The 25,306-nt window shown below is 71.9% G+C and carries 19 protein-coding genes; 15 read left to right on the forward strand and 4 right to left on the reverse strand.

All coding sequences use genetic code 11. The annotated features are described in order from the left end of the window. Window positions 1–1,079: 1,079 nt before the first annotated feature. Entirely contained in the window at window positions 1,080–3,260 is a 2,181-nt protein-coding gene (locus tag ACLF5H_RS34860) for a RecQ family ATP-dependent DNA helicase (RefSeq protein WP_421680008.1), read from the reverse strand. Between the two features lie 133 nt (window positions 3,261–3,393). Here ACLF5H_RS34860 and ACLF5H_RS34865 point away from each other — a divergent pair, with 133 nt between their 5' ends. The 6 genes from ACLF5H_RS34865 to ACLF5H_RS34890 all read left to right on the forward strand — a co-directional run bounded on the left by ACLF5H_RS34865 (window position 3,394) and on the right by ACLF5H_RS34890 (window position 12,088). After that, window positions 3,394–4,815 (forward strand): DUF4192 domain-containing protein, encoded by a 1,422-nt coding sequence (locus ACLF5H_RS34865; RefSeq protein ID WP_421680009.1) that lies wholly within the window; start codon window positions 3,394–3,396, stop codon window positions 4,813–4,815. 108 nt (window positions 4,816–4,923) lie between these two features. After that, complete coding sequence (locus ACLF5H_RS34870) at window positions 4,924–5,682, forward strand: NUDIX hydrolase (protein ID WP_421680010.1); 759 nt, start codon at window positions 4,924–4,926, stop codon at window positions 5,680–5,682. 148 nt (window positions 5,683–5,830) lie between these two features. After that, window positions 5,831–8,038: an ATP-binding cassette domain-containing protein gene (locus ACLF5H_RS34875; protein ID WP_421680011.1), complete on the forward strand. Its 2,208-nt coding sequence runs from the start codon at window positions 5,831–5,833 to the stop codon at window positions 8,036–8,038. 166 nt (window positions 8,039–8,204) lie between these two features. After that, the gene (locus tag ACLF5H_RS34880; protein WP_421680012.1) at window positions 8,205–9,092 is read left to right on the forward strand and encodes a FadR/GntR family transcriptional regulator; all 888 of its coding nucleotides are present in this window, start codon (window positions 8,205–8,207) and stop codon (window positions 9,090–9,092) included. Window positions 9,093–9,500: 408 nt separating this feature from the next. Continuing rightward, window positions 9,501–11,036 carry an RNA polymerase sigma factor gene (locus ACLF5H_RS34885; protein WP_421680013.1) on the forward strand — a complete coding sequence of 512 codons (1,536 nt, stop codon included), beginning with the start codon at window positions 9,501–9,503 and terminating at the stop codon, window positions 11,034–11,036. Window positions 11,037–11,191: 155 nt separating this feature from the next. Continuing rightward, the gene (locus tag ACLF5H_RS34890; RefSeq protein ID WP_421680014.1) at window positions 11,192–12,088 is read left to right on the forward strand and encodes a serine protease; all 897 of its coding nucleotides are present in this window, start codon (window positions 11,192–11,194) and stop codon (window positions 12,086–12,088) included. Between the two features lie 109 nt (window positions 12,089–12,197). On the opposite strand, the gene ACLF5H_RS34895 is transcribed toward ACLF5H_RS34890, so the two are convergent. Next, a complete protein-coding gene (locus tag ACLF5H_RS34895; RefSeq protein WP_421680015.1) occupies window positions 12,198–12,428 on the reverse strand; it encodes a DUF7455 domain-containing protein in 231 nt (76 codons plus the stop codon). A 439-nt stretch (window positions 12,429–12,867) separates the two neighbouring features. Between ACLF5H_RS34895 and ACLF5H_RS34900 the strand changes: the two genes are divergently transcribed. After that, window positions 12,868–14,991, forward strand: coding sequence for a DNA gyrase/topoisomerase IV subunit B (locus ACLF5H_RS34900; protein WP_421680016.1), 2,124 nt, complete (start codon window positions 12,868–12,870; stop codon window positions 14,989–14,991). 501 nt (window positions 14,992–15,492) lie between these two features. Here ACLF5H_RS34900 and ACLF5H_RS34905 read toward each other — a convergent pair. Beyond that, entirely contained in the window at window positions 15,493–16,965 is a 1,473-nt protein-coding gene (locus ACLF5H_RS34905; protein ID WP_421680017.1) for an FAD-dependent monooxygenase, read from the reverse strand. 119 nt (window positions 16,966–17,084) lie between these two features. On the opposite strand from ACLF5H_RS34905, the gene ACLF5H_RS34910 reads away from it, so the two are divergent. The 6 genes from ACLF5H_RS34910 (at window position 17,085) to ACLF5H_RS34935 (ending at window position 22,756) form a co-directional block, all read left to right on the forward strand. After that, on the forward strand, window positions 17,085–17,735 hold the full coding sequence (locus ACLF5H_RS34910; RefSeq protein WP_421680018.1) for a TetR/AcrR family transcriptional regulator C-terminal domain-containing protein: 651 nt from the start codon (window positions 17,085–17,087) through the stop codon (window positions 17,733–17,735). Window positions 17,736–18,141: 406 nt separating this feature from the next. Beyond that, on the forward strand, window positions 18,142–18,693 hold the full coding sequence (locus tag ACLF5H_RS34915; RefSeq protein ID WP_421680019.1) for a DUF1453 domain-containing protein: 552 nt from the start codon (window positions 18,142–18,144) through the stop codon (window positions 18,691–18,693). Beyond that, window positions 18,690–19,841 (forward strand): sensor histidine kinase, encoded by a 1,152-nt coding sequence (locus ACLF5H_RS34920; RefSeq protein WP_421680020.1) that lies wholly within the window; start codon window positions 18,690–18,692, stop codon window positions 19,839–19,841. Before ACLF5H_RS34915 ends, ACLF5H_RS34920 begins: the two co-directional genes overlap by 4 nt. Continuing rightward, complete coding sequence (locus ACLF5H_RS34925; RefSeq protein WP_421680021.1) at window positions 19,838–20,536, forward strand: response regulator transcription factor; 699 nt, start codon at window positions 19,838–19,840, stop codon at window positions 20,534–20,536. The genes ACLF5H_RS34920 and ACLF5H_RS34925 overlap by 4 nt, the downstream gene beginning before the upstream one ends. A 70-nt stretch (window positions 20,537–20,606) precedes the next feature. Beyond that, complete coding sequence (locus ACLF5H_RS34930; protein ID WP_421680022.1) at window positions 20,607–21,155, forward strand: DUF485 domain-containing protein; 549 nt, start codon at window positions 20,607–20,609, stop codon at window positions 21,153–21,155. Further along, entirely contained in the window at window positions 21,152–22,756 is a 1,605-nt protein-coding gene (locus ACLF5H_RS34935; RefSeq protein WP_421680023.1) for a cation acetate symporter, read from the forward strand. Before ACLF5H_RS34930 ends, ACLF5H_RS34935 begins: the two co-directional genes overlap by 4 nt. Before the next feature lie 19 nt (window positions 22,757–22,775). Here the strand turns inward: ACLF5H_RS34935 and ACLF5H_RS34940 are convergent, their stop codons facing one another. Further along, on the reverse strand, window positions 22,776–23,468 hold the full coding sequence (locus ACLF5H_RS34940; protein ID WP_421680024.1) for a response regulator: 693 nt from the start codon (window positions 23,466–23,468) through the stop codon (window positions 22,776–22,778). Between the two features lie 158 nt (window positions 23,469–23,626). Here ACLF5H_RS34940 and ACLF5H_RS34945 point away from each other — a divergent pair, with 158 nt between their 5' ends. Both ACLF5H_RS34945 and ACLF5H_RS34950 read left to right on the forward strand, forming a co-directional pair. Next, on the forward strand, window positions 23,627–24,442 hold the full coding sequence (locus ACLF5H_RS34945) for an ABC transporter ATP-binding protein (protein WP_421680025.1): 816 nt from the start codon (window positions 23,627–23,629) through the stop codon (window positions 24,440–24,442). Next, complete coding sequence (locus ACLF5H_RS34950; RefSeq protein ID WP_421680026.1) at window positions 24,432–25,295, forward strand: ABC transporter permease; 864 nt, start codon at window positions 24,432–24,434, stop codon at window positions 25,293–25,295. Before ACLF5H_RS34945 ends, ACLF5H_RS34950 begins: the two co-directional genes overlap by 11 nt. The last annotated feature ends 11 nt before the right edge of the window (window positions 25,296–25,306 follow it).

Below are 25,306 nucleotides of genomic sequence, written 5' to 3' on the forward strand. Positions count from 1 at the left end.
GGGTGGTGCGTGGCTTATATCCCTACCCAAGGCTCAGCCGGATGACGCATGGGCCGCTCGCGCCTCTCCGCAGCGAATACCCCGAACACGGCCCGACCATCAGACCGCCGGCAACTGGCCTCCGGCCTGGCAACGGCTGAGTCCGACAGCGCCCGATACCGCCTGAGTCATGGGCCGACATGGGCCGAGCTTCGTGTCGACGCCGACCGCCTTCGGTCCGATACCGGCTGAGCCTTGGGCCGACACCGGCTGAGCTGGGGGTCCACACCGGCTGGCCTTCGGGTTGACCCCAGCTGGGCTTCGTGTCGACACCGGCCACCTTCGGTCCGATACCGGCTGAACCTTGGGCCGACACCCGCTGAGCCTGGGGTCGATGTCGGCTGGCCTCCGGGTTGGCCCCAGCCGGGTTTCGGGTCGACAACGGCCGAGCCGCGGGCCTACAGCACCCGGCCTCCGGGCCGACATGGGCCGAGCCGCGATCGACGTCGACACCGCCCGGGGTTCGGGCCGACACCGGCTGGGATTCGGACTGATCGCCTCCCCGATCTCCCGGACCGAACGCCCCCGCCCTCTGGGACTGGCCGCCCCCGATCTCCCGGACCAGCCGCCCCCAGCTCCCGACCTGGCCGCTCCCGGACCTTCCGGCCTGTCCCCCAGACCTTCCGGGCCGGTCGCCCCCGACCTTCCGGGCCGAATATCCCCTGGCAGCCGGGCCGGTCGCGCCTGACCTCCCGAGCTGGCTGTCTCCGATCTTCCGGCCCGGCGACCCTTTTCCGAGCGGTGCATCCCCCGATCACCGGGCCGAACGCTCCCGGCTCCCGACTTTCCGAGCTGGCCGCCTGCGACCATCCGGGCCGGTACCTCTTTTCCAAGCGAGGCATCCCCTAGCCTCCGGGCCGAACTCCCCGACCCCCGACCCCCGGCCCCCGACTCCCGGCCCCGGCCCCCGGCCTTCCGAACTGGCCGCCCCCAACCTCCCGGCCCGATACCCCCCAACCCCCTTCCAAACCGCGCACCCCCGCCCCCCCGAGCCGCGCCCCCGGTGCTGTCGAGCCAGGCCCCGCGCCCCCTCGCCCCGGTCAGCCCTGCACCGCGAGGACGAGCGGCAGCACCCCCGTCGCACCGGCCCGGCGGAGCAGACGCGCCGCGACCGCGAGGGTCCAGCCGGTCTCCGTGAAGTCGTCGACCAGCAGCACCGGACCGTTCGCCTCGGCCAGTGCCGTCGCGAGGGCGGGCGGCACCGCCAGCGCGCCGTCGAGCGCCTTGAGCCGCTGCGCGCTGTTGCTGCGCGACACCCGGGGCGCGTCCTCGTCGTATGTCACGGACCCCAGCAGCGGCAGCCTCCCGGTCTCCGCGATCCGCGCGCCCAGGGAGTGGACGAGCCGCGGCCGGGTGCGTGAGGCGACGGTGACCACCCCCACCGGCCTCGGCTGGGCGCTCTCGGCCCCGGGTGCCCAGCCGCCGGGCCCCTTGGCCCAGTCGGCCAGCACCTCGATCACGGCGCGCGCCACGTCGTCCGGCACGGGCCCGTCCGGCGTCCGCGGGGCGAGCAGCGGACGGAGCCGATTGCCCCAGCCGATGTCCGAGAGCCGTCCCAGCGCCCGCCCCGGCGCCGCCTGCTCACCGGCCGGAATACGCCCCTTGAGGCCGATCCCGATGGCCCCGAGCCCCGTCGGCCACATCCGCCGGGGCTCCACCTCCACCCCCGCGCGGCCCAGATCGCTGCGTGCCGCGTCGAGCGCCGCCGAGGAGGCGTCGGCCGTGAAGCGCGGCCCCGCGCAGTTGTCGCAGCGACCGCACGGCTTGGCCCCCTCGTCGTCCAGCTGCCGTTGCAGGAACTCCATCCGGCACTCGGTGGTGTCCGCGTACGCGCGCATCGCCTGCTGCTCGGCCGCCCGCTGCCGCGCCACCCACGCGTACCGCTCCGCGTCGTACGACCACGGCTGCCCGGTCGCGAGCCAGCCGCCCTTGACCCGGCGCACCGCCCCGTCCACGTCGAGGACCTTGAGCATGGTCTCCAGGCGGGAGCGGCGCAGCTCGACCAGGGGCTCCAGCGCGGGCAGGGACAGGGGCTTGTCCGCGTGGGCGAGGACGTCCAGGGTGCGACGCACCAGCTCCTCGGCGGGGAAGGCGAGCGAGGCGAAGTACTCCCAGATCGCCTCGTCCTCCCGGCCCGGCAGCAGCAGCACCTCCGCGTGTTCCACCCCGCGCCCCGCGCGGCCCACCTGCTGGTAGTAGGCGATGGGGGAGGAGGGCGAGCCGAGATGGACCACGAACCCGAGATCGGGCTTGTCGAAGCCCATGCCGAGCGCGGAGGTGGCGACCAGCGCCTTGACCCGGTTGGCCAGCAGATCCTCCTCCGCCTGCTGCCGGTCGGCGTTCTCCGTCCTGCCCGTGTACGAGGCGACGGTGTGGCCCCGCTGCCGCAGGAACGCGGTGACCTCCTCGGCGGCGGCGACCGTGAGGGTGTAGATGATGCCGGAGCCCGGCAGATCGTCGAGATGGTCGGCGAGCCAGGCCATCCGGTGCGCCGCGTCCGGGAGCCGCAGCACCCCCAGACTCAGGCTCTCCCGGTCCAGCGGGCCGCGCAGCACCAGCGCGTCGGAGCCGCCGCCGGTGCCCAGCTGCTCCGCGACGTCGGCGGTCACCCGGGCGTTCGCCGTCGCGGTCGTGGCCAGCACGGGGACGCCGGGCGGGAGGTCGGCGAGCATGGTGCGCAGGCGCCGGTAGTCGGGGCGGAAGTCATGGCCCCAGTCGGAGATGCAGTGCGCCTCGTCCACGACCAGCAGCCCGGTCGCCGCGGACAGCTTGGGCAGGACCTGGTCGCGGAAGTCGGGGTTGTTGAGCCGCTCGGGCGAGACGAGCAGCACATCGACCTCGCCGGCGGCGATCGCGGCCTGCACGTCCTCCCATTCTTCGGTGTTCGAGGAATTGATGGTCCGGGCGTGGATACCGGCGCGGGCCGCCGCCTCCACCTGGTTGCGCATGAGCGCGAGCAGCGGCGAGACGATCACGGTCGGCCCGCTGCCCCGGGCCCGCAGCAGCGAGGTCGCCACGAAGTACACCGCGGACTTGCCCCATCCCGTGCGCTGCACGACCAGCGCCCGGCGCCGGTCGGCGACCAGCGCCTCGATCGCCCGCCACTGGTCCTCGCGCAACCGGGCGGCGCCCGTGGTGTCCCCGACGAGCCGGGCAAGGACGGCGTCCGCCCCTGCCCGGAGATCCGCGTTGCTCGTGTGCTCGTGCTCCATGCGTTCCATACAACAGGACGGGACCGACGAACGGGCGGGCCGGCCGCGGATCTGTGGACAACCCTCGGTGGCTTGTCGTGTCCCTGATTCGACTTATCCACAGGCCCGAGCGGGTTCGCGCAATCCGCGAGATCGTCGGCGCATGACGAATCACAGCGAAACCACCGCGCAGGTCACCCTGCGTACCCCGGCCGAACTGGCCGACGCCCTGCCCTATCTGCTGGGCTACCGGCCGGAGGACAGCATGGTCCTGGTCGCCTTGCACGACAGCTCCGGCAAGGGCAGGTTCGGCGGCCGGGCCCGGCTCGGCATCCCCGCGCACGAGGAGGATTGGGAAGAGGCCGCCCGGCAGCTGGCCCGGGGCCTGGTGACCAGCAGCGAGCGGCGGGGCGCCAAACCCGAGCAGCTGGTGGCCTACGTCTGCCAGGAACCCGCCCCGGGAGAGCGCGGCCGGGACGTCAAGCGCCGTCTCGCCCGCCTCGCCCATCTGCTGCGCATCCAGTGCGGCGACCTCGACGTGCCGGTCATCGAGGCACTCTGCATCTCCGACGGCCGCTACTGGTCGTACTGCTGCCCCACCGCGGACTGCTGCCCCGAGGACGGTACGCCGATGGGCCTGCCCGGCACCTCCGTCCTCGCCGCCGCGGCCACCTACGCCGGACTCCAAGTCCGGGGCACCCTCAAGGAGTTGCGCGCCCGGCTCCAGCCCTGGGAGGCCGCCGCGGCACGGGAGCAGGAGGCCGCGCTCGACGCGGGCGGGCTGGCCCTGGTGCCCCGTATCCTCGACGAGGCGGGCCGTGCGGAGGTGGCCGAGGAGACCATCCTCCTCGCCGAGCGCGTCATGCACCGCCTCGCCGCGGCGACCCCGGTCGCGGGCGCCCTTCCGGCCGACCTGCGCGACGACGGCCTGATCGGACACGACGAGGCGGCACGGCTGATCCTCGGCCTCCAGGACCGCAACACCCGCGACCGCGCCGCCGCCTGGATGGAGGGCGACGAAGCGGCCCCCGCGCTCCGGCTCTGGCGCGCCCTCGCCCGCCGCTGCGTCGGTCCGTACGCCGAGCACGCCGCCCCTCCGCTGACCCTGGCCGGCTGGGTCGCCTGGTCCACGGGCGACGAACTCGAGGCCCGCGAGGCCCTGGCCATGGCGCTGGGCGCCGACCCGGACTACCTCTTCGCCGGCCTCCTGCACCAGGCGTGCAACGAGGGACTGGACGTGGAGTCGATCCGCCGGTGCCTGCGGCTGGGACGGCCCGGGGAAGCGCCGCGCGCGGAACCTTCGGCGGGTGCCTCGGGGGCGACCGAAGCCACGGGGCGCGCCGAAAGCGCGGAGGGCCCGGCATTCGTCGGGGAACCGGATCCGGCCGCGCGCATCCGCCGCCGACGTCGGTTGCGATCGGCCCTCGCCGCCGCCGGGGACGGCCCCCGCGCCGCCCGCGTGCCCGGTCGACGGCGCCCTCCGGCGGGCCCCGGTCCGACCGCAGGCCGGGCTCCGCGGTCGAACACCCGGCACCCGGCGGGCACCCGCCTGCCCACCAAGGGAACGGAGGAGACCACGAGCTGAACGGCGCGGGAGCCCGCCTCGCCTCCCATAACGCGACGAAGCGGCAGCACCGGCGGTGCCGCCCTCGAAGGGCGTGTTTATCGTCAGGAAGACGACTATGATCGCGGCATGCCCTACGACCCGTCAGCCTTTCCGCCCTTCGCCGTCACCGTGGACCTGGTCGTGCTGACCGTTCGCCGTCATTCGCTGTGCGCGTTGGCGGTCCGCCGGGGCGAGTCACCCTTCCAGGGACGATGGGCACTGCCCGGCGGCTTCGTACGGGCCGACGAGGACCTGAACCAGGCGGCGGCGCGCGAACTGGCCGAGGAGACGGGCCTGCACGCGCACGACCCCTCGACCCCGGCCCAGGACAACGGAGCACATCTGGAACAACTCGCCACCTACGGCGACCCCACCCGGGACCCGCGGATGCGCGTGGTCAGCGTGGCGCACCTCGCGCTCGCCCCCGACCTGCCCGCACCCCGCGCGGGCGGCGACGCCAGCAACGCGCGCTGGGCCCCGGTCGAGGAACTGCTCCAGCAGGGTGGTTACGGCCGCGACGGCGAGCCCGTGGCACCGCTGGCCTTCGACCACGCCCAGATCCTCGCCGACGGCGTGGAACGGGCCCGCTCCAAGATCGAGTACTCCTCGCTGGCCACCGCGTTCTGCCCGCCCGAGTTCACCGTCGGCGAGCTGCGCCGGGTGTACGAGGCGGTGTGGGGGGTGGCCCTCGACCCGCGCAACTTCCACCGCAAGGTCACCGGGACCCCCGGGTTCCTCGTCCCGACGGGAGGCACGACCACACGTCAGGGTGGCCGCCCGGCCCAGCTCTTCAGGGCCGGTGGCGCCACACTGCTGAACCCGCCGATGCTGCGCCCCGAGGTCTGACCGGCGGTCGCGGAGCCCGGTCGCGGGGCCCGGGGCGGGGTCCTCGTTGCGTCGAACGGAGGACAGGGACCGGCGCAGGGGCGTGGCATGCATCGCCAAACCATCCCATACACCAAAAAACCGGACATCGCACGCTATCTTGCTGCAGGTGATCCAAGCCTTCGGACTGACCAGCACCTCCCGCAAGGCGCGGCCGCCCGCCGTCGACGACGTCTCCTTCGAAGCGCGCGCCGGCCGGATCACCGTGCTCCTGGGGGCCGTCGGTGCGGGCAAGACCACGGCCCTGAGACTGATGCTCGCCCTGCGGCCCGGTCGTGGCATCACCTACTTCAGGGGACGGCCCCTGTACCGGATCGCTCATCCGGCGCGGGAGGTGGGCGTACTGCTCGGCGATGTCCCGGGGCATCCGGCCCGCTCGGTCCGCGGGCATCTGCGCATGCTGTGCGCGGCGTCGGGCGTCCCGGGGCGCCGCGCCGACGAGGTCCTCGAAGCCGTCGGCCTCGTCAGCTTCCGCGAGGAACGGCTCGGCACGCTCTCGCGCGGCATGGACCGCAGGCTCGGCCTGGCCTGCGCCCTGCTGCCCGACCCGCACACGCTCGTCCTGGACGACCCCACCCGCGGACTCTCCCCCGGCGAGGCGCAGTGGCTGCACGGCATGCTGCGCGCCCACGCCGATCAGGGCGGCACCGTACTGACGACCACGGGCGACCCGAGGGAGGCCGCGCGCATCGCCGACCGGGTCGTCACGCTCGACGCGGGCAGGCTCGTCGCCGACCAGGCGGCCGGGGAGTTCGCCCGCACCCGGCTGCGCCCGCGCGTGGCCGTGCGCAGCCCGTACGCCGGGCGCCTCGCCGCCGCGCTCACCAAGGAGGCCCGCACCGGCCGCCGTTCCGTCGAGGTCGTACGCGAGGGCGGCAACCGCCTCTCCGTGTACGGCACCACGACCTCGGTCATCGGTGAGACGGCCTTCCGGCACGGCATCCTCGTCCATCAACTCGCCGACGAGATCGGCGACATGGGGCCCGGCTCCGCCGCGGACAACGCGCTGCCCGAGCGCGCGCCGGCCATGGGCGGCCCGGCGGGCGGTCGTACGCCACCGGAGCGCGAGAAGACCGTGTTCGGCTTCTCCGTATCGGATCCGATCACCATGACGCGCACCGGGTCCACCACCTCGACCCCCTCCTCGCGGCAGCCGCCTCGGCCCAACTCCCCGGCGGCCCAAGCGCTCTCGACCGCCCCGGCCCCGACCCCTGCCGCCCCGACCCCTGCCGCCCCGGCCCCGTCGACCGAACCCGCCGACGCCGCGCACCGGGCCGAGACGCGTGCGACCGGCGACGCCGAGACCACCGCCCGCCACCCCGGAAGGCCGGAAACCGGCCCGAGGCGCCTCACCCACACGCGCATCGTCCCGACCCGTATCGCCACCACCCGTATCTCCGCCCTCCGCACCCTCCTGCCCGGAGCCAGAGGGCCGTTCGCCCGTCCGTCGTGGACGGTGGACCCCGAGACCCGGACCGGCGGGAACGACCACAGTGCTCGCTCCTTCGACAGAGACTCCCCCCTCCCGCCCCCCATCTCCGTCCGTCCCGCCCCCACCCCGCTGCGCCCCCTGCGGTACGAGATCCGGCGGGCCGCGGGCGTCGGCACCGGGTTCCTGATCTGCGGCGCGGTGCTCGCGCTGTCCGTGCTGACCGCCGTGGCGCTGGCCGGAATCGGCCACACCCCGCAGGCGCGGCTGTTCGCGGCCTGGCCCCGGGAACTGCCGCTGCCGCCCGTCGCGCTCGCCGCCGGGCTGCTCGGGGCGTTGGCCTTCGGAGACGAATTCCGCCACCCCGCCCTCGCCGCGGACCGCGGCACGGTGCCCCGCCGACTCGGGCTGCTGACCGCGAAACTCCTGGTCTCCGGTGCCACCGCGGCGCTGCTCGCCTTCCTCGTCGCGGGCTGCGACGCCGAGGCGCTCTATCTCGTCTACGGCAAGGAGCTGACCCAGGTTCCGGAGGACTGGCTCTCGCTGAGCGCGAGTTGGATCGCACTCGTCATCGGGTGCGCCTGGGCCGGCGTGCTCGCGGCCGGCGTCTTCCGCTCCACCTCGGGCGGGCTCGCCGCCGTCCTCGCCGTACCCGTGGCCGTCGTACCCCTCATGCACACGGCGTTCCGGGGCCCGGCCGAGCGCACGGTGGCCGATCTCCCCTCGCGGACGCGGGAGGTGTTCCTGCTGCAGTGGCCGTTCGGAGGGGACCGGTATCTGCTCGCGGTGGCGCGGCTGTTCGTCCAACCCGTCGGTGGCGCAATGGTGTTGTCCCTGGCGGCACTGCTGTGCGCGTATCTGTTCACGACCCTGCGCGCCAGGGCCTGATGACTGGGGTTCTTACGGTTCTGATGCGGCTTGTGCCCACAACTCCCCGTGGGCGGCTCGTTTCTTTCCGATAAGGCGTCAATTGCGACGGGGTGAGCGATCACCCTTTCGTGTGCTTTTCACCAAAGACCTCAAGGGAGTTGGAAGCGACGCCGACAAAGGATCCGTGAGTACCCTTGCGCACACCATGATGACCGCCGCCCGTTCCACCGACTCCGGTCTGGTCGGTCCGGGCGAACTCGACCGCTACTCCTACGGCGACGCCCCGGTGGGCGATCGCGTCGGAACGCCCGCCTGGGACGGAGGCGAATCCGAGCTGGGCCGGGTCGGCCGGCGGCCCGCGGGCAACCGCGGCCGCGGTCTGCACGGCCAACTGGTCCAGCAGCTGGGTCAGATGATCGTCTCGGGCGACCTGGGCGCGGACCGTCCGCTGGTGCCCGAGGAGATCGGCCAGCGCTTCGAGGTCTCCCGCACCGTCGTCCGCGAGTCCCTCCGTGTCCTGGAGGCCAAGGGCCTGGTCAGCGCCCGGCCGAACGTGGGCACGCGGGTGCGTCCGGTCAGCGACTGGAACCTCCTCGACCCGGACATCATCGAGTGGCGGGCCTTTGGCCCCCAGCGTGACGACCAGCGCCGCGAGCTCAGCGAGCTGCGCTGGACCATCGAGCCGCTCGCCGCCCGTCTCGCCGCCGGGCACGGCCGTGAGGAGGTGCAGCAGCGCCTGTCCGACATGGTCGAGATCATGAGCCATGCCATGGCGCAGGGCGACGCGCTCACCTACTCGCGCGCCGACACCGAGTTCCACGCGCTGCTCATCCAGGTCGCGGGCAACCGCATGCTGGAGCACCTCTCCGGCATCGTCGGCGCCGCCCTCCAGGTCTCCGGCGGCCCGGTCACGGCCTGTGACCGGCCGAACGACACGTCCCTCGCCCACCACGCGCGGATCGTCGACGCCCTCGGCACCGGCGACGGCGGCGCGGCGGAGGCCGCCATGCGCCAGCTGCTCACCGCGCACCCCGAGGTGGAGCGGGTGGTTCCCGCCCCGCGCGAGCACTGACCCGCCTCGCGGGCGGTGCGGTCGCCGGTGTGCGGCGTCCCCGCGGTTCCCATGGCGCGTCGGCCCGGGTGTCGGTCGTCGCACCCGCCGTCGCCGGACCCCGCCGGATCCCTTCAGGAGCCCGGCGGGGTCCGGCGATGCGGCGGGCGATATCTTTTGCCCATGTCTGACCGTCTTTGTTCGCTTACGGGGTGTGACTCGGGCCACGCAGAATGGGCGTAACACTCGTGGGAACAGCGCGATGACCTAAGAGGTGACAGCCGCGAAGGGAATACGGACGCCAGACATGGCGCTGTGCATCTTCCCGGCCCGCGCCCGCGCCGTCGGCCCATCCCCAGGCCGGTGGTCGGTTCCCGTCCGCAGTGGACGGTGCCGGAAGCCGTTTTCCAACGTTCCGAGAGGTTGTTCGTGTCGGCCAGCACATCCCGTACGCTCCCGCCGGAGATCGCCGAGTCCGTCTCTGTCATGGCGCTCATTGAGCGGGGAAAGGCTGAGGGGCAGATCGCCGGCGACGATGTGCGTCGGGCCTTCGAAGCTGACCAGATTCCGGCCACTCAGTGGAAGAACGTACTGCGCAGCCTCAACCAGATTCTTGAGGAAGAGGGTGTGACGCTGATGGTCAGTGCAGCAGAGCCCAAGCGCACCCGAAAGAGCGTCGCAGCGAAGAGCCCGGCCAAGCGCACCGCCACCAAGACGGTCGCGGCCAAGACGGTGACCACCAGGAAGGCCACCGCCACCACGGCCGCCCCCGAGGCGTCCGCCACCTCGGCCGATCCCGCCGATGAGGCATCGTCCGCCAAGAAGGCCGCAGCGAAGAAGACGACCGCCAAGAAGGCGGTGGCCAAGAAGACCACCGCCAAGAAGACGGCGGCCAAGAAGACCTCGGGCAAGAAGGACGACGCCGAGATCCTCGAGGACGAGGTCCTTGAGGACACCAAGGTCGGCGACGAGCCCGAGGGCACCGAGAACGCGGGCTTCGTCCTGTCCGACGAGGACGAGGACGACGCGCCCGCGCAGCAGGTCGCCGCGGCCGGCGCCACCGCCGACCCGGTCAAGGACTACCTGAAGCAGATCGGCAAGGTCCCCCTGCTCAACGCCGAGCAGGAGGTCGAGCTCGCCAAGCGCATCGAGGCCGGCCTGTTCGCCGAGGACAAGCTCGCGAACGCCGACAAGCTCGCCCCGAAGCTCAAGCGCGAGCTGGAGATCATCGCCGAGGACGGCCGCCGCGCCAAGAACCACCTGCTGGAGGCCAACCTCCGTCTGGTGGTCTCCCTGGCCAAGCGCTACACCGGCCGCGGCATGCTCTTCCTGGACCTCATCCAGGAGGGCAACCTCGGTCTGATCCGCGCCGTCGAGAAGTTCGACTACACCAAGGGCTACAAGTTCTCCACGTACGCCACCTGGTGGATCCGTCAGGCGATCACCCGCGCCATGGCCGACCAGGCCCGCACCATCCGTATCCCGGTGCACATGGTCGAGGTCATCAACAAGCTCGCCCGTGTGCAGCGCCAGATGCTCCAGGACCTGGGCCGCGAGCCCACCCCGGAGGAGCTGGCCAAGGAACTCGACATGACCCCGGAGAAGGTCATCGAGGTCCAGAAGTACGGCCGCGAGCCCATCTCCCTGCACACCCCCCTGGGTGAGGACGGCGACAGCGAGTTCGGTGACCTCATCGAGGACTCCGAGGCCGTCGTCCCCGCGGACGCCGTCAGCTTCACCCTCCTCCAGGAGCAGCTGCACTCGGTCCTGGACACCCTCTCCGAGCGCGAGGCCGGCGTCGTCTCCATGCGCTTCGGCCTCACCGACGGCCAGCCGAAGACCCTGGACGAGATCGGCAAGGTCTACGGCGTGACGCGTGAGCGCATCCGCCAGATCGAGTCCAAGACCATGTCGAAGCTGCGTCATCCGTCGCGTTCCCAGGTGCTGCGCGACTACCTCGACTAGTCCGCGATCCGGTAGTCCGCGATCCGGCCGGCAGGGCCGGTCGTACGGCACCGAAGGCCCGGCTCCCCTCGTGGGAGCCGGGCCTTCGTGCTGCGAGCGGAGATCATGTGGATCACTCTGGGTTTTCCAGTTCCCACCCTGAGTGAGGAGTCGACATGCGCCGTTCCTTCGGCCGTGCACTGATCCGGCCGCTCGTCCTCGCGGCCACCGTGACCGCCATACCCCTGATGAGCGCGTCCCCGGCGGCGCCCGCGGCGGTCCGGAGCGTGGTCGTGGGGGGATTCCCCATCGATGTCTCGCAGGCCCCGTGGACGGTGGCGCTGTCCAGCCGTGACCGGTTCGGAGGCACCCGCGCGGGCCAGTTCTGCGGCGGTGTCGCGATCGCCCGCACCACGGTGCTCACGGCCGCCCACTGCATGAACGACGATGTCCTCGGGGCGCCACCCGACCGCGTGCGCGACCTCAAGGTCATCGCGGGCCGCACGGACCTGCTGTCCGACGAGGGTCAGGAGATCGGCGTACGGGACGTCCGGGTCAATCCGGGCTTCGACAGCGCGACGAACTCCGGCGACTTCGCCGTCGTCACGCTCGCCGAGCCACTGCCGCAGAGCGCGGTCATCGCCATGGCGGGACCCGGCGACCCGGCCTACACGCCAGGCACCAAGGCCCTGGTCTCCGGCTGGGGCGACCTGACCGGCGGCGGCGCCTACGCGCACCGGCTCCATGCCGCGGACGTGCATGTGCTCGCCGACGACCGTTGCGGCCGCGCCTATCCGGGCGGCCCGGACGGCGTCTACCGGGCCGCCAGCATGCTCTGTGCGGGGGAGAGCGCTGGGGGCCCGGACGCGTGCCAGGGAGACAGTGGTGGCCCGCTGGTGGCCGGCGGGCGGCTGATCGGGCTCGTGTCCTGGGGCAGCGGCTGCGGGCGGGCCGGGAGCCCCGGCGTCTACACCCGTGTCTCCGAGGTCGTACGCGCCCTTGGGACGGGCGGGGACGGCGGCGACGGGAAAGCGCCCACGAAAGCCCGCGAGAGGCCTCTCAGAAGCTCCTGAGGGCCTTGCGTGGGGGTCATGAGGGTATGAGCACGGGCGGTCGCTCCGAGGAGGAGCGGCCGCCCGTGCTTCGGCCTGTGCCGTTGCTGGCTCGTCGTCCGTAGGAGATTCAGTGTTCTTCTTCGGAAGCGGTGTTCGGCGCGGTCGTCAGCCGCTCCGACTCATCCTGTATCTCAGCGGCGATCTTCTTGAGTTCCGGCTCGAACTTGCGACCGTGGTGGGCGCAGAAGAGCAGCTCTCCGCCGCTGAGCAGGACGACGCGCAGGTATGCCTGGGCGCCGCAGCGGTCGCAGCGATCAGCGGCCGTCAGCGGGCTCGCGGGGGTCAGAACAGTAGTCACGTCGCCTCTTCTCTAGCTCGACGAGCTGTCGTACCAGGGTCAACATCCAACCAGCCCGAAAACGTTCCCGCTCGTGGCTTTTCCTGGAAAAAATCTTCCGGGGCGGCTGTCTGCTGCCGGTTGGCGGCGAATGTGCCGTAGTGCGTGTTGGGGATGCTTACGGGTTCGCGCTGTCTAGTATCTCGGTCCTCCCGGCTGGCTTGCCGGTTGTTCATGAGGACGTGCCCGGAGCCTAAATGGTTCATGCCTCCAAGGGAACGTGATATGTACTTCACCCCATCGAGGGATCGAACGTGTATACGAGTCTGGACTAGTCTGAGTAGCCGACGAGGGTGGCGTTACACCGGCTCTACCAGGCCTCGGTACCCTCTGACGGGCAACTGAAGCCTCCCCCTTACCCAGAAGGGGGCAACCTGAAATTCAGCGAGGAGCGAACCGCGTGACCGCCGATACGTCCGTGCCGTCCACAGCGCTGCTGGCAGGAGCAGACCGCGACGGCTCCAACTACACCGCGCGGCACCTGCTCGTCCTCGAGGGTCTTGAGGCGGTGCGCAAGCGTCCGGGCATGTACATCGGCTCGACCGACAGCCGCGGCCTGATGCACTGCCTGTGGGAGATCATCGACAACTCGGTGGACGAAGCCCTCGGCGGCTACTGCGACCACATCGAGGTGATCCTCCACGACGACGCGTCCGTGGAGGTGCGTGACAACGGCCGCGGCATCCCCGTGGACGTGGAGCCCAAGACCGGCCTGTCCGGCGTGGAGGTCGTCATGACCAAGCTCCACGCGGGCGGCAAGTTCGGCGGCGGCTCGTACGCCGCCTCCGGCGGTCTGCACGGAGTCGGCGCCTCCGTGGTCAACGCCCTCTCCGCCCGCCTCGACGTCGAGGTGGACCGCAGCGGCAACACCCACGCCATCAGCTTCCGGCGCGGCGTGCCGGGCGCCTTCTCGGGCGCCGGAGCGGACGCGAAGTTCGAGGCCAAGAGCGGTCTGCGCAAGGCCAAGAAGATCCCCAAGACCCGCACCGGCACCCGCGTGCGCTACTGGGCGGACCGCCAGATCTTCCTCAAGGACGCCAAGCTCTCCCTGAACACGCTGCACCAGCGCGCCCGGCAGACCGCCTTCCTGGTGCCCGGCCTGACCATCGTCGTCCGCGACGAGTACGGCCTGGGCGAGGGCGGCAGCAAGGGTGAGGAGTCCTTCCGCTTCGACGGCGGCATCAGCGAGTTCTGCGAGTACCTGGCGAGCGACAAGCCGGTCTGCGACGTGCTCCGCTTCTCCGGCAAGGGCACCTTCAAGGAGACCGTCCCCGTCCTGGACGAGCACGGCCAGATGACCCCGACCGAGGTCGCCCGCGAACTGGGCGTCGACGTCGCGATGCGCTGGGGCACGGGCTACGACACAAACCTGCGGTCCTTCGTCAACATCATCGCCACCCCCAAGGGCGGCACTCACGTCTCCGGCTTCGAGCAGGCCCTCACCCAGACGATGAACGACGTGCTGCGCGCCAAGAAGATGCTGCGCGTGGCCGAGGACAACATCGTCAAGGACGACGCCCTGGAGGGCCTCACCGCCGTCGTCACCGTGCGCCTGGCCGAGCCGCAGTTCGAGGGCCAGACCAAGGAGGTCCTCGGCACCTCGGCGGCCCGTCGCATCGTGAACCAGGTGGTCACCAAGGAACTGAAGGCGTTCCTGACCGCCACCAAGCGGGACGCCGCCGCCCAGGCCCGGGTCGTCATGGAGAAGGTGGTCGCCGCCGCCAGGACGCGTGTCGCGGCCCGTCAGCACAAGGACGCCCAGCGGCGCAAGACCGCCCTGGAGTCCTCGTCCCTGCCGGCCAAGCTCGCCGACTGCCGCAGCGACGACGTCGACCGCAGCGAGCTGTTCATCGTCGAGGGCGACTCGGCGCTCGGCACCGCCAAGCTGGCGCGCAATTCCGAGTTCCAGGCCCTGCTGCCGATCCGCGGCAAGATCCTCAATGTGCAGCGCTCGTCCGTGACCGACATGCTCAAGAACGCCGAGTGCGGCGCGATCATCCAGGTCATAGGAGCGGGCTCGGGCCGCACCTTCGACATCGACCAGGCCCGCTACGGCAAGATCATCATGATGACCGACGCCGATGTGGACGGCTCCCACATCCGCTGTCTGCTGCTCACGCTGTTCCAGCGCTACATGCGGCCCATGGTCGAGGCCGGCCGTGTCTTCGCCGCGGTGCCGCCGTTGCACCGCATCGAGGTCGTCCAGCCGAAGAAGGGCCAGGACAAGTACGTCTACACGTACTCGGACCGCGAGCTGCGCGACAAGCTCATGGAGTTCCAGACCAAGGGCGTCCGCTACAAGGACTCCATCCAGCGCTACAAGGGCCTCGGTGAGATGGACGCCGACCAGCTGGCGGAGACCACCATGGACCCCCGCCACCGCACCCTGCGCCGCATCAACCTCTCCGACCTCGAAGCCGCCGAACAGGTCTTCGACCTCCTGATGGGCAACGACGTGGCCCCTCGCAAGGAGTTCATCTCCGGCTCGGCGGCGACCTTGGACCGGTCCCGGATCGACGCGTGACCCCTGCGGCGGGCTGGAGCGGGTGCTCCGGACCCGCCGCAGGCAAGCCGGTTCCGCTGAGGCCGAGGCCGTGCAGGCGGGACGGGACGGTGTCGGGTCGCCGCTGGTCGTGCTGGTGCCCCTCGGCCCCCTGTCCTACGGGGCGCGTCGACGTACGGGGATCGGCCCGCCTCGCCCGGTTCGGGTGAGGCGGGCCCTGCCGGTTCGCCTTGCGGGTACGGCGGCCCGGGCGGGGCCTGCGATCCGGCCCGCGCAGCCCGTTTCGGCGGCCTGCGGAGAGCCGTACCACCGCCTGTACGAGCCGACGCCCGGCCTGCGGGGACGCGCGCGGCAGCCGGGCGGGTTTGTATGACAACCCGTCCGGCCTCCTCTGATCTGACAACGTGCTCCGGCCAGGCTCACACTTGCCCCGGCCGGCTTCAGTCGGCCCGTACCCCGGATCCACCGGCCCACCGCGCTGACGGGCCGGCGCTGTCCGGTGCGCGGGCTCACCGAACCCGCTCAGCGGCACAGGGTGCGCAGGGCGGTGAGGCAGTCCGCGGCCCGGCGCCGCGGGTCGGTGTCGGTCCCGGCCCAGGCGATCCGGGCGTCCGGTCGGATCAGCACGGCGGTGACGTCCCGCCAGATCCGATCCGACGCTTCGGTGTCGACACCGACCGCCCGCTGTTCGAGACCGTCCGCGGAACACGGCGTCCGGGTCCCGTCGAGGTCCAGCAGCAGGGGTCGGCCGCGGTGCATCAACGGGTGGGCGGTGGGTGCCTCGGCCGCTTTCAAGGTGAGGCCGGCCAGTCGTGTGCCGTCCAGCGGGTGCGCGCCGGGTGCGCTGCCGGTGGGCAGCGGGTCGTCGAAGCCGGCGATCCTGCGGGCCCACTGGCGGTTGGTCCGCGGTTCGGCCAGGGCGGCGGACCAGACCTCGCGCAGTGCGATCTGCTCCGGGCTCGCCGCGGCGAACAGGGCGAGCTGCGCCCGGGTGTTGTCGATGACGGCGCGGGCGACCGGCCTGCGTTCCGTGTCGTAGCTGTCGAGCAGTCCTTCGGGCGCCCGCCCCTGGAGGGTGGCGGCCAGCTTCCAGCCGAGGTTGGTGGCGTCCTGGATGCCGACGTTCATGCCCTGCCCGCCGGCCGGGAAGAACATGTGCGCCGCGTCCCCGGCCACCAGCACCCGTCCTGACCGGTACCGGGCGGCCTGGCGGGTGGCGTTGCCGTAGCGCGACAGCCACCGGGGGTTGCGGATGCCCAGGTCCCGTCCGAGGAGCGCGCGGGTCTGCTCGCGTACCTCTTCCAGGGTCAGCGGGTCACCGGTGCCGCGGTGCATGGTGGCCGTGGACAGGCCCGCCAGCCGGTGGACGCCGTCGCCGATCGGGGCCGCCAGTATCGAACCGGCGGGGCTGGCGGCGGAGAGCGGCGCGGTGGGCGGGTCGTCGAGCTCGACGTCGGCGAGCCACCCGGTCAGCGTGGTGTCCCGACCGGGGAAGTCGATGCCGGCCGCCTGGCGCACCGCGCTGCGGGTGCCGTCGCAGCCCACCACCCAGCGGGCCCGCACGGTCCGATGGGTGTCGCCGGCCCGGATCACCACTTCGACGGCGTCCGGCCCCTGGGTGAGCGAGACGACCTCCTCCCCGCGCAGCACCCGGGCGCCCACGGCAACCGCGTGCTCCTCCAGGAGCTGTTCGGTGACGGACTGGCCGAGCGCCAGCATGAACGGGTGCACCGCTCCGATCGTGGAGAAGTCGAGCCGGGTGGTCGCCGCCCCGAAGTGACCGGTGGGCACCGGGGTGCCCCGTTCGATGAACCGCTCAGCGAGTCCGCGGGTGGCGAAGGTGTCCAGCGTGCCGGCCTGCATGCCGACCGCGCGCGACCGTCCGTCCGGTGCCGCCCGGCGCTCCACGACGGTCACCTCCACCCCGTGCAGGCGCAGCTCCGCGGCCAGCCAGAGCCCTACGGGCCCGCCCCCGGCGATGAGCACGTCGAGCATGACCACCACTTCCTCTCACTCTTGTCCAATGGATAAGAGTGAGCATGCCTTAGAATTGTCCATTGGACAACAGGGGTTGGGGCGACAAGGCGCGCGAGCCGACCGGAGAGGTGCATCGGATGGGTACGACACGGGGTGAGATCGTCGACGCCACGCTGGCGGTCCTCGACGAGCACGGACTGGACGGCGTGACCATGCGCGCCGTCGCGGCCCGGCTCGGCGTGCAGCACAACACCGTCCGCTGGCACGCCTCCAGCAAGGGCCGCCTGCTCGAACTCGCCTCCGACGAACTCCTCGCGCACTGTCTCGACGAGCCGCTGCCCGAGGCGTTCCCCGACCGGCTCAGGGAGCTGAGCCGCCGCTGCCGCACGGCGCTGCTCTCCCACCGTGACGCCGCCCGGATGGTCGCGGGCGTCTTCGCGGCCGAGCCGCACACGCTGCGCTACGCCGACACCGTGATCGCCACCCTGCTCGCGGCCGGCCACTCGCCGCGCACGGCCGCGTGGACCCACTGGTCGATCTTCTACCTGACCCTGGGCCTCACCCAGGAACAGCAGGCCGCCCAGGAAACCGCACCGGCACTCCACCCGGACCAGGCCCCGGCCGCCGACTACCCGGCCCTGGCCGAGGTCCTGCCGTACGTCGGCCCCGACAGCTTCGAGCAGCGATTCGAATTCGCCCTCGGCCTGATCATCGCCGGCCTTTCCCGGACCGAGGGGCCCGTCGGTCCCGATGCCGACGGTGATGTGGGCGGCCTTCCGGCCGGTTGACCGTTCGCCCCACAGCCCCGCCCGCTAGCCCAGCCAGCCAGCCAGCCAGCCAGCCAGCCAGCCGGCCAACCGGCTGGCCGGGCCGGGTCGGGCCCGACAGATCCGGCTCCCGAGATCCGGCTCCCGAGATCCGCCCCCCAGGACCCGTCCCCCTGCGCGGGTTGGCCAGACGCGTGCCGCTCCCGCTCCCGCCCTCGCCGGGAACCCACCCCACCCACCCTCACCCTCGCCGAGAATCCACCCCGCCCACCCACTCCGTCTCCACCCCTGGGTGGAGGCACGCCCTCCAAGATCTCCACCTCTGATCCACCCCAGCTCCGATCTCCCGACCTGCGAATTTCCGTAACTTCGAAGCGTCGGGCAGCGCTCGCTCCCGGCGAACGACTTCTCGCTCACGGAGGATCTGATGGTGGGGCTCGCCAACGCGCTGGTGATCGTGGCCGTCGTCGCGCTCGTGCTGGTACGGCAGTTCCGCGCACGCCCGATCGACACGGACCGCCGCTGGTGGCTGCTGCCGCTCATCCTCGGGGTCATAGCGCTGCGCGAGCCCGGCATCCTCGACGCTCATCACCGCGTCGGATCCGCCGCACTGCTCGCCGTGGAACTCCTCATCGGCCTGGCCATGGGCGCGGGCTGGGCCTGGACCACCCATGTCTGGACCGAGCCGGACGGCGCGGTGTGGAGCAAGGGCACCAAGGCGAGCGCGGCCGTCTGGGTCGCCGGCATCGCCCTGCGCATGGGCCTCTTCGCCATCGGCGCCGCCCTCGGCCTGCACCAGCACAGCTCCGCCCTGCTTCTCGGCTTCGCCGCCTCCCTGCTGGTCCGCGCCGGGATCCTGACCTGGCGGGCGAGCACCCTCGGCGCTCGCAAGCCCCTGACCACCCAGCCTCTCGGCGCCACGAGCCGTCGCGCCACGGCGTACGGTGACGGCAGGCCCGCCGGAGAGGAGCGCCTGTGACCGAGAACGCGTGGACGCGGTGGCCCTCGAAAGAGGCGCTGGGCCGCTCCGGAACCACCCGCCCCCGCCGCCTGCTCGCCTGGGCCGTCAGGGTTCTGGTGATCGCCCTGCTGCTGTGGGGCGCGTACAAGCAGAAGCATGTCGGCGTCTGGACCGGGGCCGCCGCCCTCGCGGGGGTCGTCGCCGCCGGATTCCTCGCCTGGGCCTTCTTCCGCACCACCTACCGGCATCGGCTGCTCCCCTCCCTGCTCCTGCTGGCGACGCTCATGGGCATCGCGGTCGCCGCCGAAGCCGGGGGATTCAGGGCACTGGCCCTCGTCCTGTGGTGCGGCTGCGGAATCACCGCCCTGGAGCGGCTTCCGCTCGCGGCCGCGACGCCGGTGACCTCGGCGGGCCTCGCCGCGTACTCCGCCTTCAACAACGACGTCTGGCTGACCACCGCCGCCTCGGTCGCGGGCATGGCCCTCGCCGGTTACGTCCTGCGGCTGGACGCGGAGGCCCGCGGCAACGCACAGCGGCTGCTCGACCAGGAGCGCGCGGCGAGTGCCGCCGAGGCCGAGTCCGCGGCACTCGCCGAGCGGGCCAGAATCGCCCGCGAGATCCACGACGTGCTGGCCCACAGCCTCTCCGCGCAACTCGTCCACCTGGAGGCGGCCCGGCTGCTGATCGAGCGGGGCGCCGACCGCGAGCGGATCCTGGAGCGGGTGGTGGCCGCCCGCGGCATGGCCCGCGACGGTCTCGCCGAGACCAGACAGGCACTGTCCGCGCTGCGGGGCGAACTGACCCCGCTGGAAGACTTCCTCGGTGAACTCGTCAGCGGGGCCGAGGGCGCCGCGGTCACCGTCACGGGTGAGCCCAGGCCCCTGCCGGCCGAGGCCTCCCAGGCCGTGCGCCGGGTCGCCCAGGAGGCGCTGACCAACGTCCGCAAACACGCCCAGGGCGCCAGGGTGGACCTGCGCCTCGACTACAGCGACCACCAGGTGACGCTGAATGTGCGGGACTCGGGCGGACGGCCCGGCGACCTCACGTCCTCCGGCGGCGGGTACGGTCTGCTCGGTATGCGCGAGCGCGCCGAACTGCTGGGCGGCTCGCTGGACGCGGGGCCGGACGAGGAGGGGTTCGCGGTGACACTGAAGGTGCCCGTATGACCGAGCCGGAGGGGGAGAAGAAGCCGGCGCGGGTGGTGGTCGCCGACGATCAGACCGTTGTCCGGGAAGGCATCGTGATGCTGCTCGGGCTGCTGCCGGGCGTCGAGGTCATCGGAGCCGCGGGAGACGGCGAGGAAGCGGTGCGACTGGTCGGGGAACTCTCTCCGGACGTCGTCCTGATGGACCTCAGGATGCCCCGCTGCGACGGTGTGGAGGCCACCCGGCGGATCCGGGAGCAGTACCCCGGGACCCAGGTGGTGGTGCTCACCACGTACGCCGACGACGAGTCCCTGTTCCCCGCGCTGCGGGCCGGCGCCCGGGGGTATCTGACCAAGGACGCGGGCGGCGAGGAGATCGTGCGCGCCGTGGAGAGCGTGCTGTCGGGGGAGGCGGGACTGTCACCGAGCGTGCAGCGCCGTCTGCTGGAGCGCCTGTCGCAGGCCGAGCCCCAGCCGGCCGCGGCCGTGCCCACGGCGCCTGTCCCACCGGACGGACTGACCGTGCGCGAGACCGAGGTCCTGGTGCTGATCGCCGAGGGGCTCAGCAATCAGGAGATCGCCCACCGGCTGCATGTCTCGAACGCGACCGTGAAGACACACATCAACAACCTGTTCGCGAAGACGGGCCTCAAGGACCGGGCGCAGGCGGTGCGTTACGCCTATGCGAAGGGGCTGGTGCGGCCGACCGCCGGGTGAGGTCACCTGATGGGGTGAAGAGCCCGGAGAAGAAGAGTCACGGAACTTCCGGGTCTGTCCATCCTTGGGCATGCAGTCAAGCGATGATCGTGCCCGGGGGGCAGGGGACGGTCCCGAGCGTTCGGCCGAGAACCGGAGGGACCACGGCGCACCCACCCGCGATGTGCGGCACGAAGACCCGTGGTACGACCCGTCGGCCCTGGGCTGGGACGAGCCGTACGGCACCGGGTCACCCGCGCCGACCGTGCCCCCGGCGCGCGGGGAGCGGGACGCGGCGGCGGTGCGCGCCCGCGAGGTGTACGTCGAGGTGCAGCGCAGCGCTGCCTTCCAGGAAGTGCGGGGCAGGTACCGGCGGTTCGTGGTGCCGGGGGTCGCGGTCTTCCTGAGCTGGTACGTGGCCTATGTGGTCGCGGCGACCACCGCTCCGGGGCTGATGGCGCGACCCGTGGTGGGCGCGGTGAACGTGGCGATGCTCGCGGGGCTGGGGCAGTTCCTCACCACGTTCCTGCTCACCTGGGCCTACACCCGGCACGCGCGGCTGCGGCGGGACCGGGCGGCGCTGGAACTGCGCTGGGACACGCAGGAGTTGACCCGAGAGACGCGGGGAGGCGCCCGGTGACCGGCGATCATCAGACGCTGGCGCTGCTGTTGTTCAGCGGGTTCGTCGCGGTCACCCTCGGGATCACGACATGGGTGAGCCGGCGGCGGCGCGGTTCGGCGGAGGAGTTCTACACGGGCGGGCGGCTGTTCTCCCCCATGGAGAATGGTTTTGCCATCACGGGCGACTACATCTCGGCGGCCTCCTTCCTGGGTGTCACCGGGCTCATCGCGCTGTACGGCTACGACGGGCTGCTGTATGTGGTGGGCTTTCTCGTGGCGTGGCTGGTGGTGCTGTTCCTGGTCGCCGAACTGGTGCGCAACTGCGGCCGGTTCACCCTGGCCGACGTGGTGGCCGCGCGGATGAGCGAGCGCCCGGTGCGGATCGCGGCGGGCACGTCGTCGGTCGTGGTGTCCGTGCTCTACCTGGTGGCGCAGATGGTCGGCGCGGGCAGCCTGGTCGCGCTGCTGCTGGGACGCGCGAGCGGGGCGGCCCAGGCGTGGACGGTCATCGGGGTCGGCGCGCTCATGGTGATCTATGTGTCGCTGGGCGGGATGCGGGCCACTACCTGGATCCAGATCGTCAAGGCGGTGCTGCTGCTCGGCGGGACGATCGCGCTGACCGTGCTCCTGCTGCTGCGATTCCATGGCGATGTCGACCAGTTGCTGGTGACGGCGGCGCGGCGCAGCGGCCACGGAGACGCCTTCCTGGCGCCCGGCCTGAAGTACGGCGGGAGCTGGACCGCCCGCCTCGACTTCATCAGCCTCGGCCTGGCTCTGGTGCTGGGCACCGCGGGGCTGCCGCACATCCTGTCCCGCTTCTACACGGTGCCGACCGCACGCGCCGCGCGCCGTTCCGCGGTGTGGTCGATCGGCCTGATCGGCGGGTTCTATCTGCTGACGATCGTCCTCGGGTTCGGGGCGGCGGCGGTCGTGGGACCGGGGGCCCTGCGTGCCTCGAACGCGGCCGGGAACACGGCGATGCCGTTGCTCGCCCTCGACCTGGGCGGCGGCGCGGGCTCCACCGGCGGAACGGTTCTGTTCGCGGTGGTGGCCGCCGTCGCCTTCGCCACGATCCTCGCGGTGGTCGCCGGCATCACGCTCGCCTCCTCCGCCTCCGTGGCCCACGACCTGTACGCCTCCCTCCGGCGCCCGCGCGGCGGACCGAAGGGCGGGGCACACCGCGAGGTGGCCGTGGCACGGTTCGCTGCCGTCGGGATCGGTGTGGTGGCGATCGCGCTCGGACTGCTGGCCCGGGACCTCAACGTCGCCTACCTGGTCGGACTCGCCTTCGCGGTCGCCGCGTCGGCGAATCTGCCAGTACTGATGTACTCGCTGTTCTGGCGCGGCTTCACCACCCGTGGCGCGGTGTGGGCCGTGTACGGCGGACTGATCCCGGCGCTCGGGCTCGTACTGCTGTCCCCGGTGGTGTCCGGCTGCCGCGGCTCACTGTTCCCCGGCGTCGACTTCCAGTACTTCCCGTTGCAGAACCCGGGCATCGTCTCCATCCCGCTCGGCTTCCTCGCCGGCTGGCTGGGCACGGTCACCTCGGACGAGATCCCGGACGAGGCCAAGTACGCCGAGACGGAGGTGCGCTCCCTCACCGGGGCAGGGGCCGCCTAGCGTTGCCGGGCGGCCACCGTCAGGGCGCCACCCACGCGTACCGGTGCTCCGGGCGCCCGGTGTCGCCGTACTTCAGGGAGAGCCGCAGGCGGCCGGCCTGTTCCAGGTGGCGGAGGTAGCGCTGGGCCGTGGAGCGGCTCAGGCCGGTGCGGGCGGCGACCTCGTGGGCGGAGAGCGGATGATCGGCGCCGTACAGGACGTCGCATATCAGGTCCGTCGTGGGCGCCGTGTGGCCGCTCGGCAGGCCGGGCGCGGACGGGGCGGGAGCCGTACGAAGTGCCCCGAAGATCCGGTCCACCTGCTCCTGGCCCGCCACGCCCCGGCCGCCCACGCGGTCGACCGTGCGGCGCAGCGCGGCGTAGGAGTCGAGACGGGTGCGCAGCGCGGCGAAGGTGAACGGCTTCACCAGATAGTGCAAGGCCCCGAGGCGCATCGCCTGCTGGACGGTGGCGACATCGCCGGCCGCCGTGATCATGATGACGTCCGCGCCATGGCCCTGCTCCCGCATGCGGTGGACGAGTTCCAGGCCGGTGCGGTCCGGCAGATAGTGGTCGAGCAGCACCAGATCGATGGCGCCGCGTTCCACGGCGGCCAGTGCCTGGGCGGCACTGTGCGCGCGGCCGGCCACCCGGAACCCCGGAACCTTTCCCACGTATTTGGCGTTTATCTCAGCGACGCGGAAGTCGTCGTCGACCACCAGGACGTCAATCATCAGGCCTCTCCTTCAAGGCCGGCGGGCGTCCGGCCCGCCTGTGCGGCTCCGCAGTTGTAGCGCGAGCAAAATGAGCACAACAGGTTCTTGCGAGCAAAAGAACGCCTTGTGCACACAAGACTGCTGCTCGTGCAGGGGCGGACCTACCGTCCCGGGTCATGAGCGCACACACCGGCCCCGCCATCGAGCTGCGGGGCGCGAGCAAGACCTTCAGAACCCCGTCAGGGGGACTGCACACGGCCGTGCGCGGTCTGGATCTCACCGTGGGACGCGGTGAGTTCGTGGCCGTCGTGGGGCCGACCGGCTGCGGCAAGTCCACCACACTGACCCTGGTCAGCGGGCTGGAGGAGCCCACCGAGGGTGAGGTGACGGTGGCCGGGGAGCCGGTCGGCGGCGTCGGCGACAAGGTCGGCTTCGTCTTCCAGCAGGACGCCACCTTCCCCTGGCGCACCGTGCTGTCGAACGTCATGGCGGGTCCCCGCTTCCGGGGCGTCCCCAAGGCGGAGGCCCGGCAGAAGGCCCGCGAGTGGCTGGCCCGGGTCGGACTCGCCGCCTTCGAGGACCGCTACCCGCACCAGCTCTCCGGCGGCCAGCGCAAGCGCGTCGCCCTCGCCGCGACCTTCGTCAACGACCCCGAGATCCTGCTGATGGACGAGCCGTTCTCGGCGCTCGACGTGCAGACCCGGGCGCTGATGTCGGACGAACTGCTGGAGCTGTGGGAGGGCACCGGCGCCTCGGTCGTCTTCGTCACCCATGACCTGGAGGAGTCCATCGCGCTGGCCGACAAGGTCGTCGTGATGACCGCCGGGCCCGCGACCGTCAAGCAGGTCTTCGAGATCGATCTGCCCCGGCCGCGCAAGGTCGAGGCGGTGCGCCTCCAGCCCCGGTTCATCGAGATCTACCGGGAGATCTGGGAGTCGCTCGGCGAAGAGGTCCGCATCACCCGCGAGAGGGGTGCCGCCCATGTCGCCTGAGGTCCTCGACACCCCGCTCGCCGGTGCCGCCAAGGCCCCCGACCGCGCGCAGAGCCGTGCCCGGGCCGCCCGCCGGCGCAAGCTCCTCGTCAACACCGCGCGGGTGGTGCTCCTGGTCGCCGTGCTCGGCCTGTGGGAGGCGCTGTCCCGGGCGAAGGTCATCGATCCGTTCAACTTCTCGATGCCCTCCAAGATCTGGGACCAGATCTCCACGTGGGTCCTGCACGGCACCGCGCTCGGCTCCCTGGGCGAGCAGGTCTGGTACACGCTCTACGAGGCCCTGCTCGGCTGGCTCGTGGGTGTGGTCGCCGGTGTCCTCCTCGGTATCGCGCTGGGCCGGATCGGCCTGCTCGCCGAGGTGCTTGGTCCATACATCAAGGTGCTCAACTCGATTCCCCGGATCGTCCTTGCGCCCATCTTCCTGATCTGGTTCGGACTCGGCCCGTCCTCCAAGGTCGCCTCCGCCGTGGTGCTGGTCTTCTTCCCGGTGTTCTTCAACGCCTTCCAGGGCGCCCGCGAGGTGGACCGCAACCTCGTGGCCAACGCCCGCGTCCTGGGCGCGAGCGACCGCAGGGTGACCCTCCAGGTGGTCATCCCGTCGGCCACCTCCTGGATCTTCACCAGCCTTCATGTCAGCTTCGGCTTCGCGCTGATCGGCGCCATCGTCGGCGAGTACATCGGCGCGACCAAGGGCATCGGCCTGCTCGTCGCGCAGTCGCAGAACACCTTCAACGCCGCCGGTGTGTACGCCGCGATGGTCATCCTCGCCGTCGTCGCCCTCGCCGCCGAGGGCCTGCTGACCTTCGCCGAGCGGCGCATCTTCCGCTGGAAGCCCGCCGGTTCGGACAGCTGACCCACCGGCTC

Origin of the sequence: Streptomyces sp. LaBMicrA B280 (assembly GCF_049222185.1) — a bacterium.
Taxonomy (GTDB): domain Bacteria; phylum Actinomycetota; class Actinomycetes; order Streptomycetales; family Streptomycetaceae; genus Streptomyces; species Streptomyces murinus.

Excerpts from the sequence above, each read along its gene's own strand:
- ACLF5H_RS34860 (WP_421680008.1), bottom strand. The coding sequence starts at position 3,260 with ATGGAACGCATGGAGCACGAGCACACGAGCAACGCGGATCTCCGGGCA.
- ACLF5H_RS34865 (WP_421680009.1), top strand. The coding sequence starts at position 3,394 with ATGACGAATCACAGCGAAACCACCGCGCAGGTCACCCTGCGTACCCCG.
- ACLF5H_RS34870 (WP_421680010.1), top strand. The coding sequence starts at position 4,924 with ATGCCCTACGACCCGTCAGCCTTTCCGCCCTTCGCCGTCACCGTGGAC.
- ACLF5H_RS34890 (WP_421680014.1), top strand. The coding sequence starts at position 11,192 with ATGCGCCGTTCCTTCGGCCGTGCACTGATCCGGCCGCTCGTCCTCGCG.
- ACLF5H_RS34905 (WP_421680017.1), bottom strand. The coding sequence starts at position 16,965 with ATGCTCGACGTGCTCATCGCCGGGGGCGGGCCCGTAGGGCTCTGGCTG.
- ACLF5H_RS34910 (WP_421680018.1), top strand. The coding sequence starts at position 17,085 with ATGGGTACGACACGGGGTGAGATCGTCGACGCCACGCTGGCGGTCCTC.
- ACLF5H_RS34915 (WP_421680019.1), top strand. The coding sequence starts at position 18,142 with ATGGTGGGGCTCGCCAACGCGCTGGTGATCGTGGCCGTCGTCGCGCTC.
- ACLF5H_RS34925 (WP_421680021.1), top strand. The coding sequence starts at position 19,838 with ATGACCGAGCCGGAGGGGGAGAAGAAGCCGGCGCGGGTGGTGGTCGCC.
- ACLF5H_RS34930 (WP_421680022.1), top strand. The coding sequence starts at position 20,607 with ATGCAGTCAAGCGATGATCGTGCCCGGGGGGCAGGGGACGGTCCCGAG.
- ACLF5H_RS34940 (WP_421680024.1), bottom strand. The coding sequence starts at position 23,468 with ATGATTGACGTCCTGGTGGTCGACGACGACTTCCGCGTCGCTGAGATA.
- ACLF5H_RS34945 (WP_421680025.1), top strand. The coding sequence starts at position 23,627 with ATGAGCGCACACACCGGCCCCGCCATCGAGCTGCGGGGCGCGAGCAAG.
- ACLF5H_RS34950 (WP_421680026.1), top strand. The coding sequence starts at position 24,432 with ATGTCGCCTGAGGTCCTCGACACCCCGCTCGCCGGTGCCGCCAAGGCC.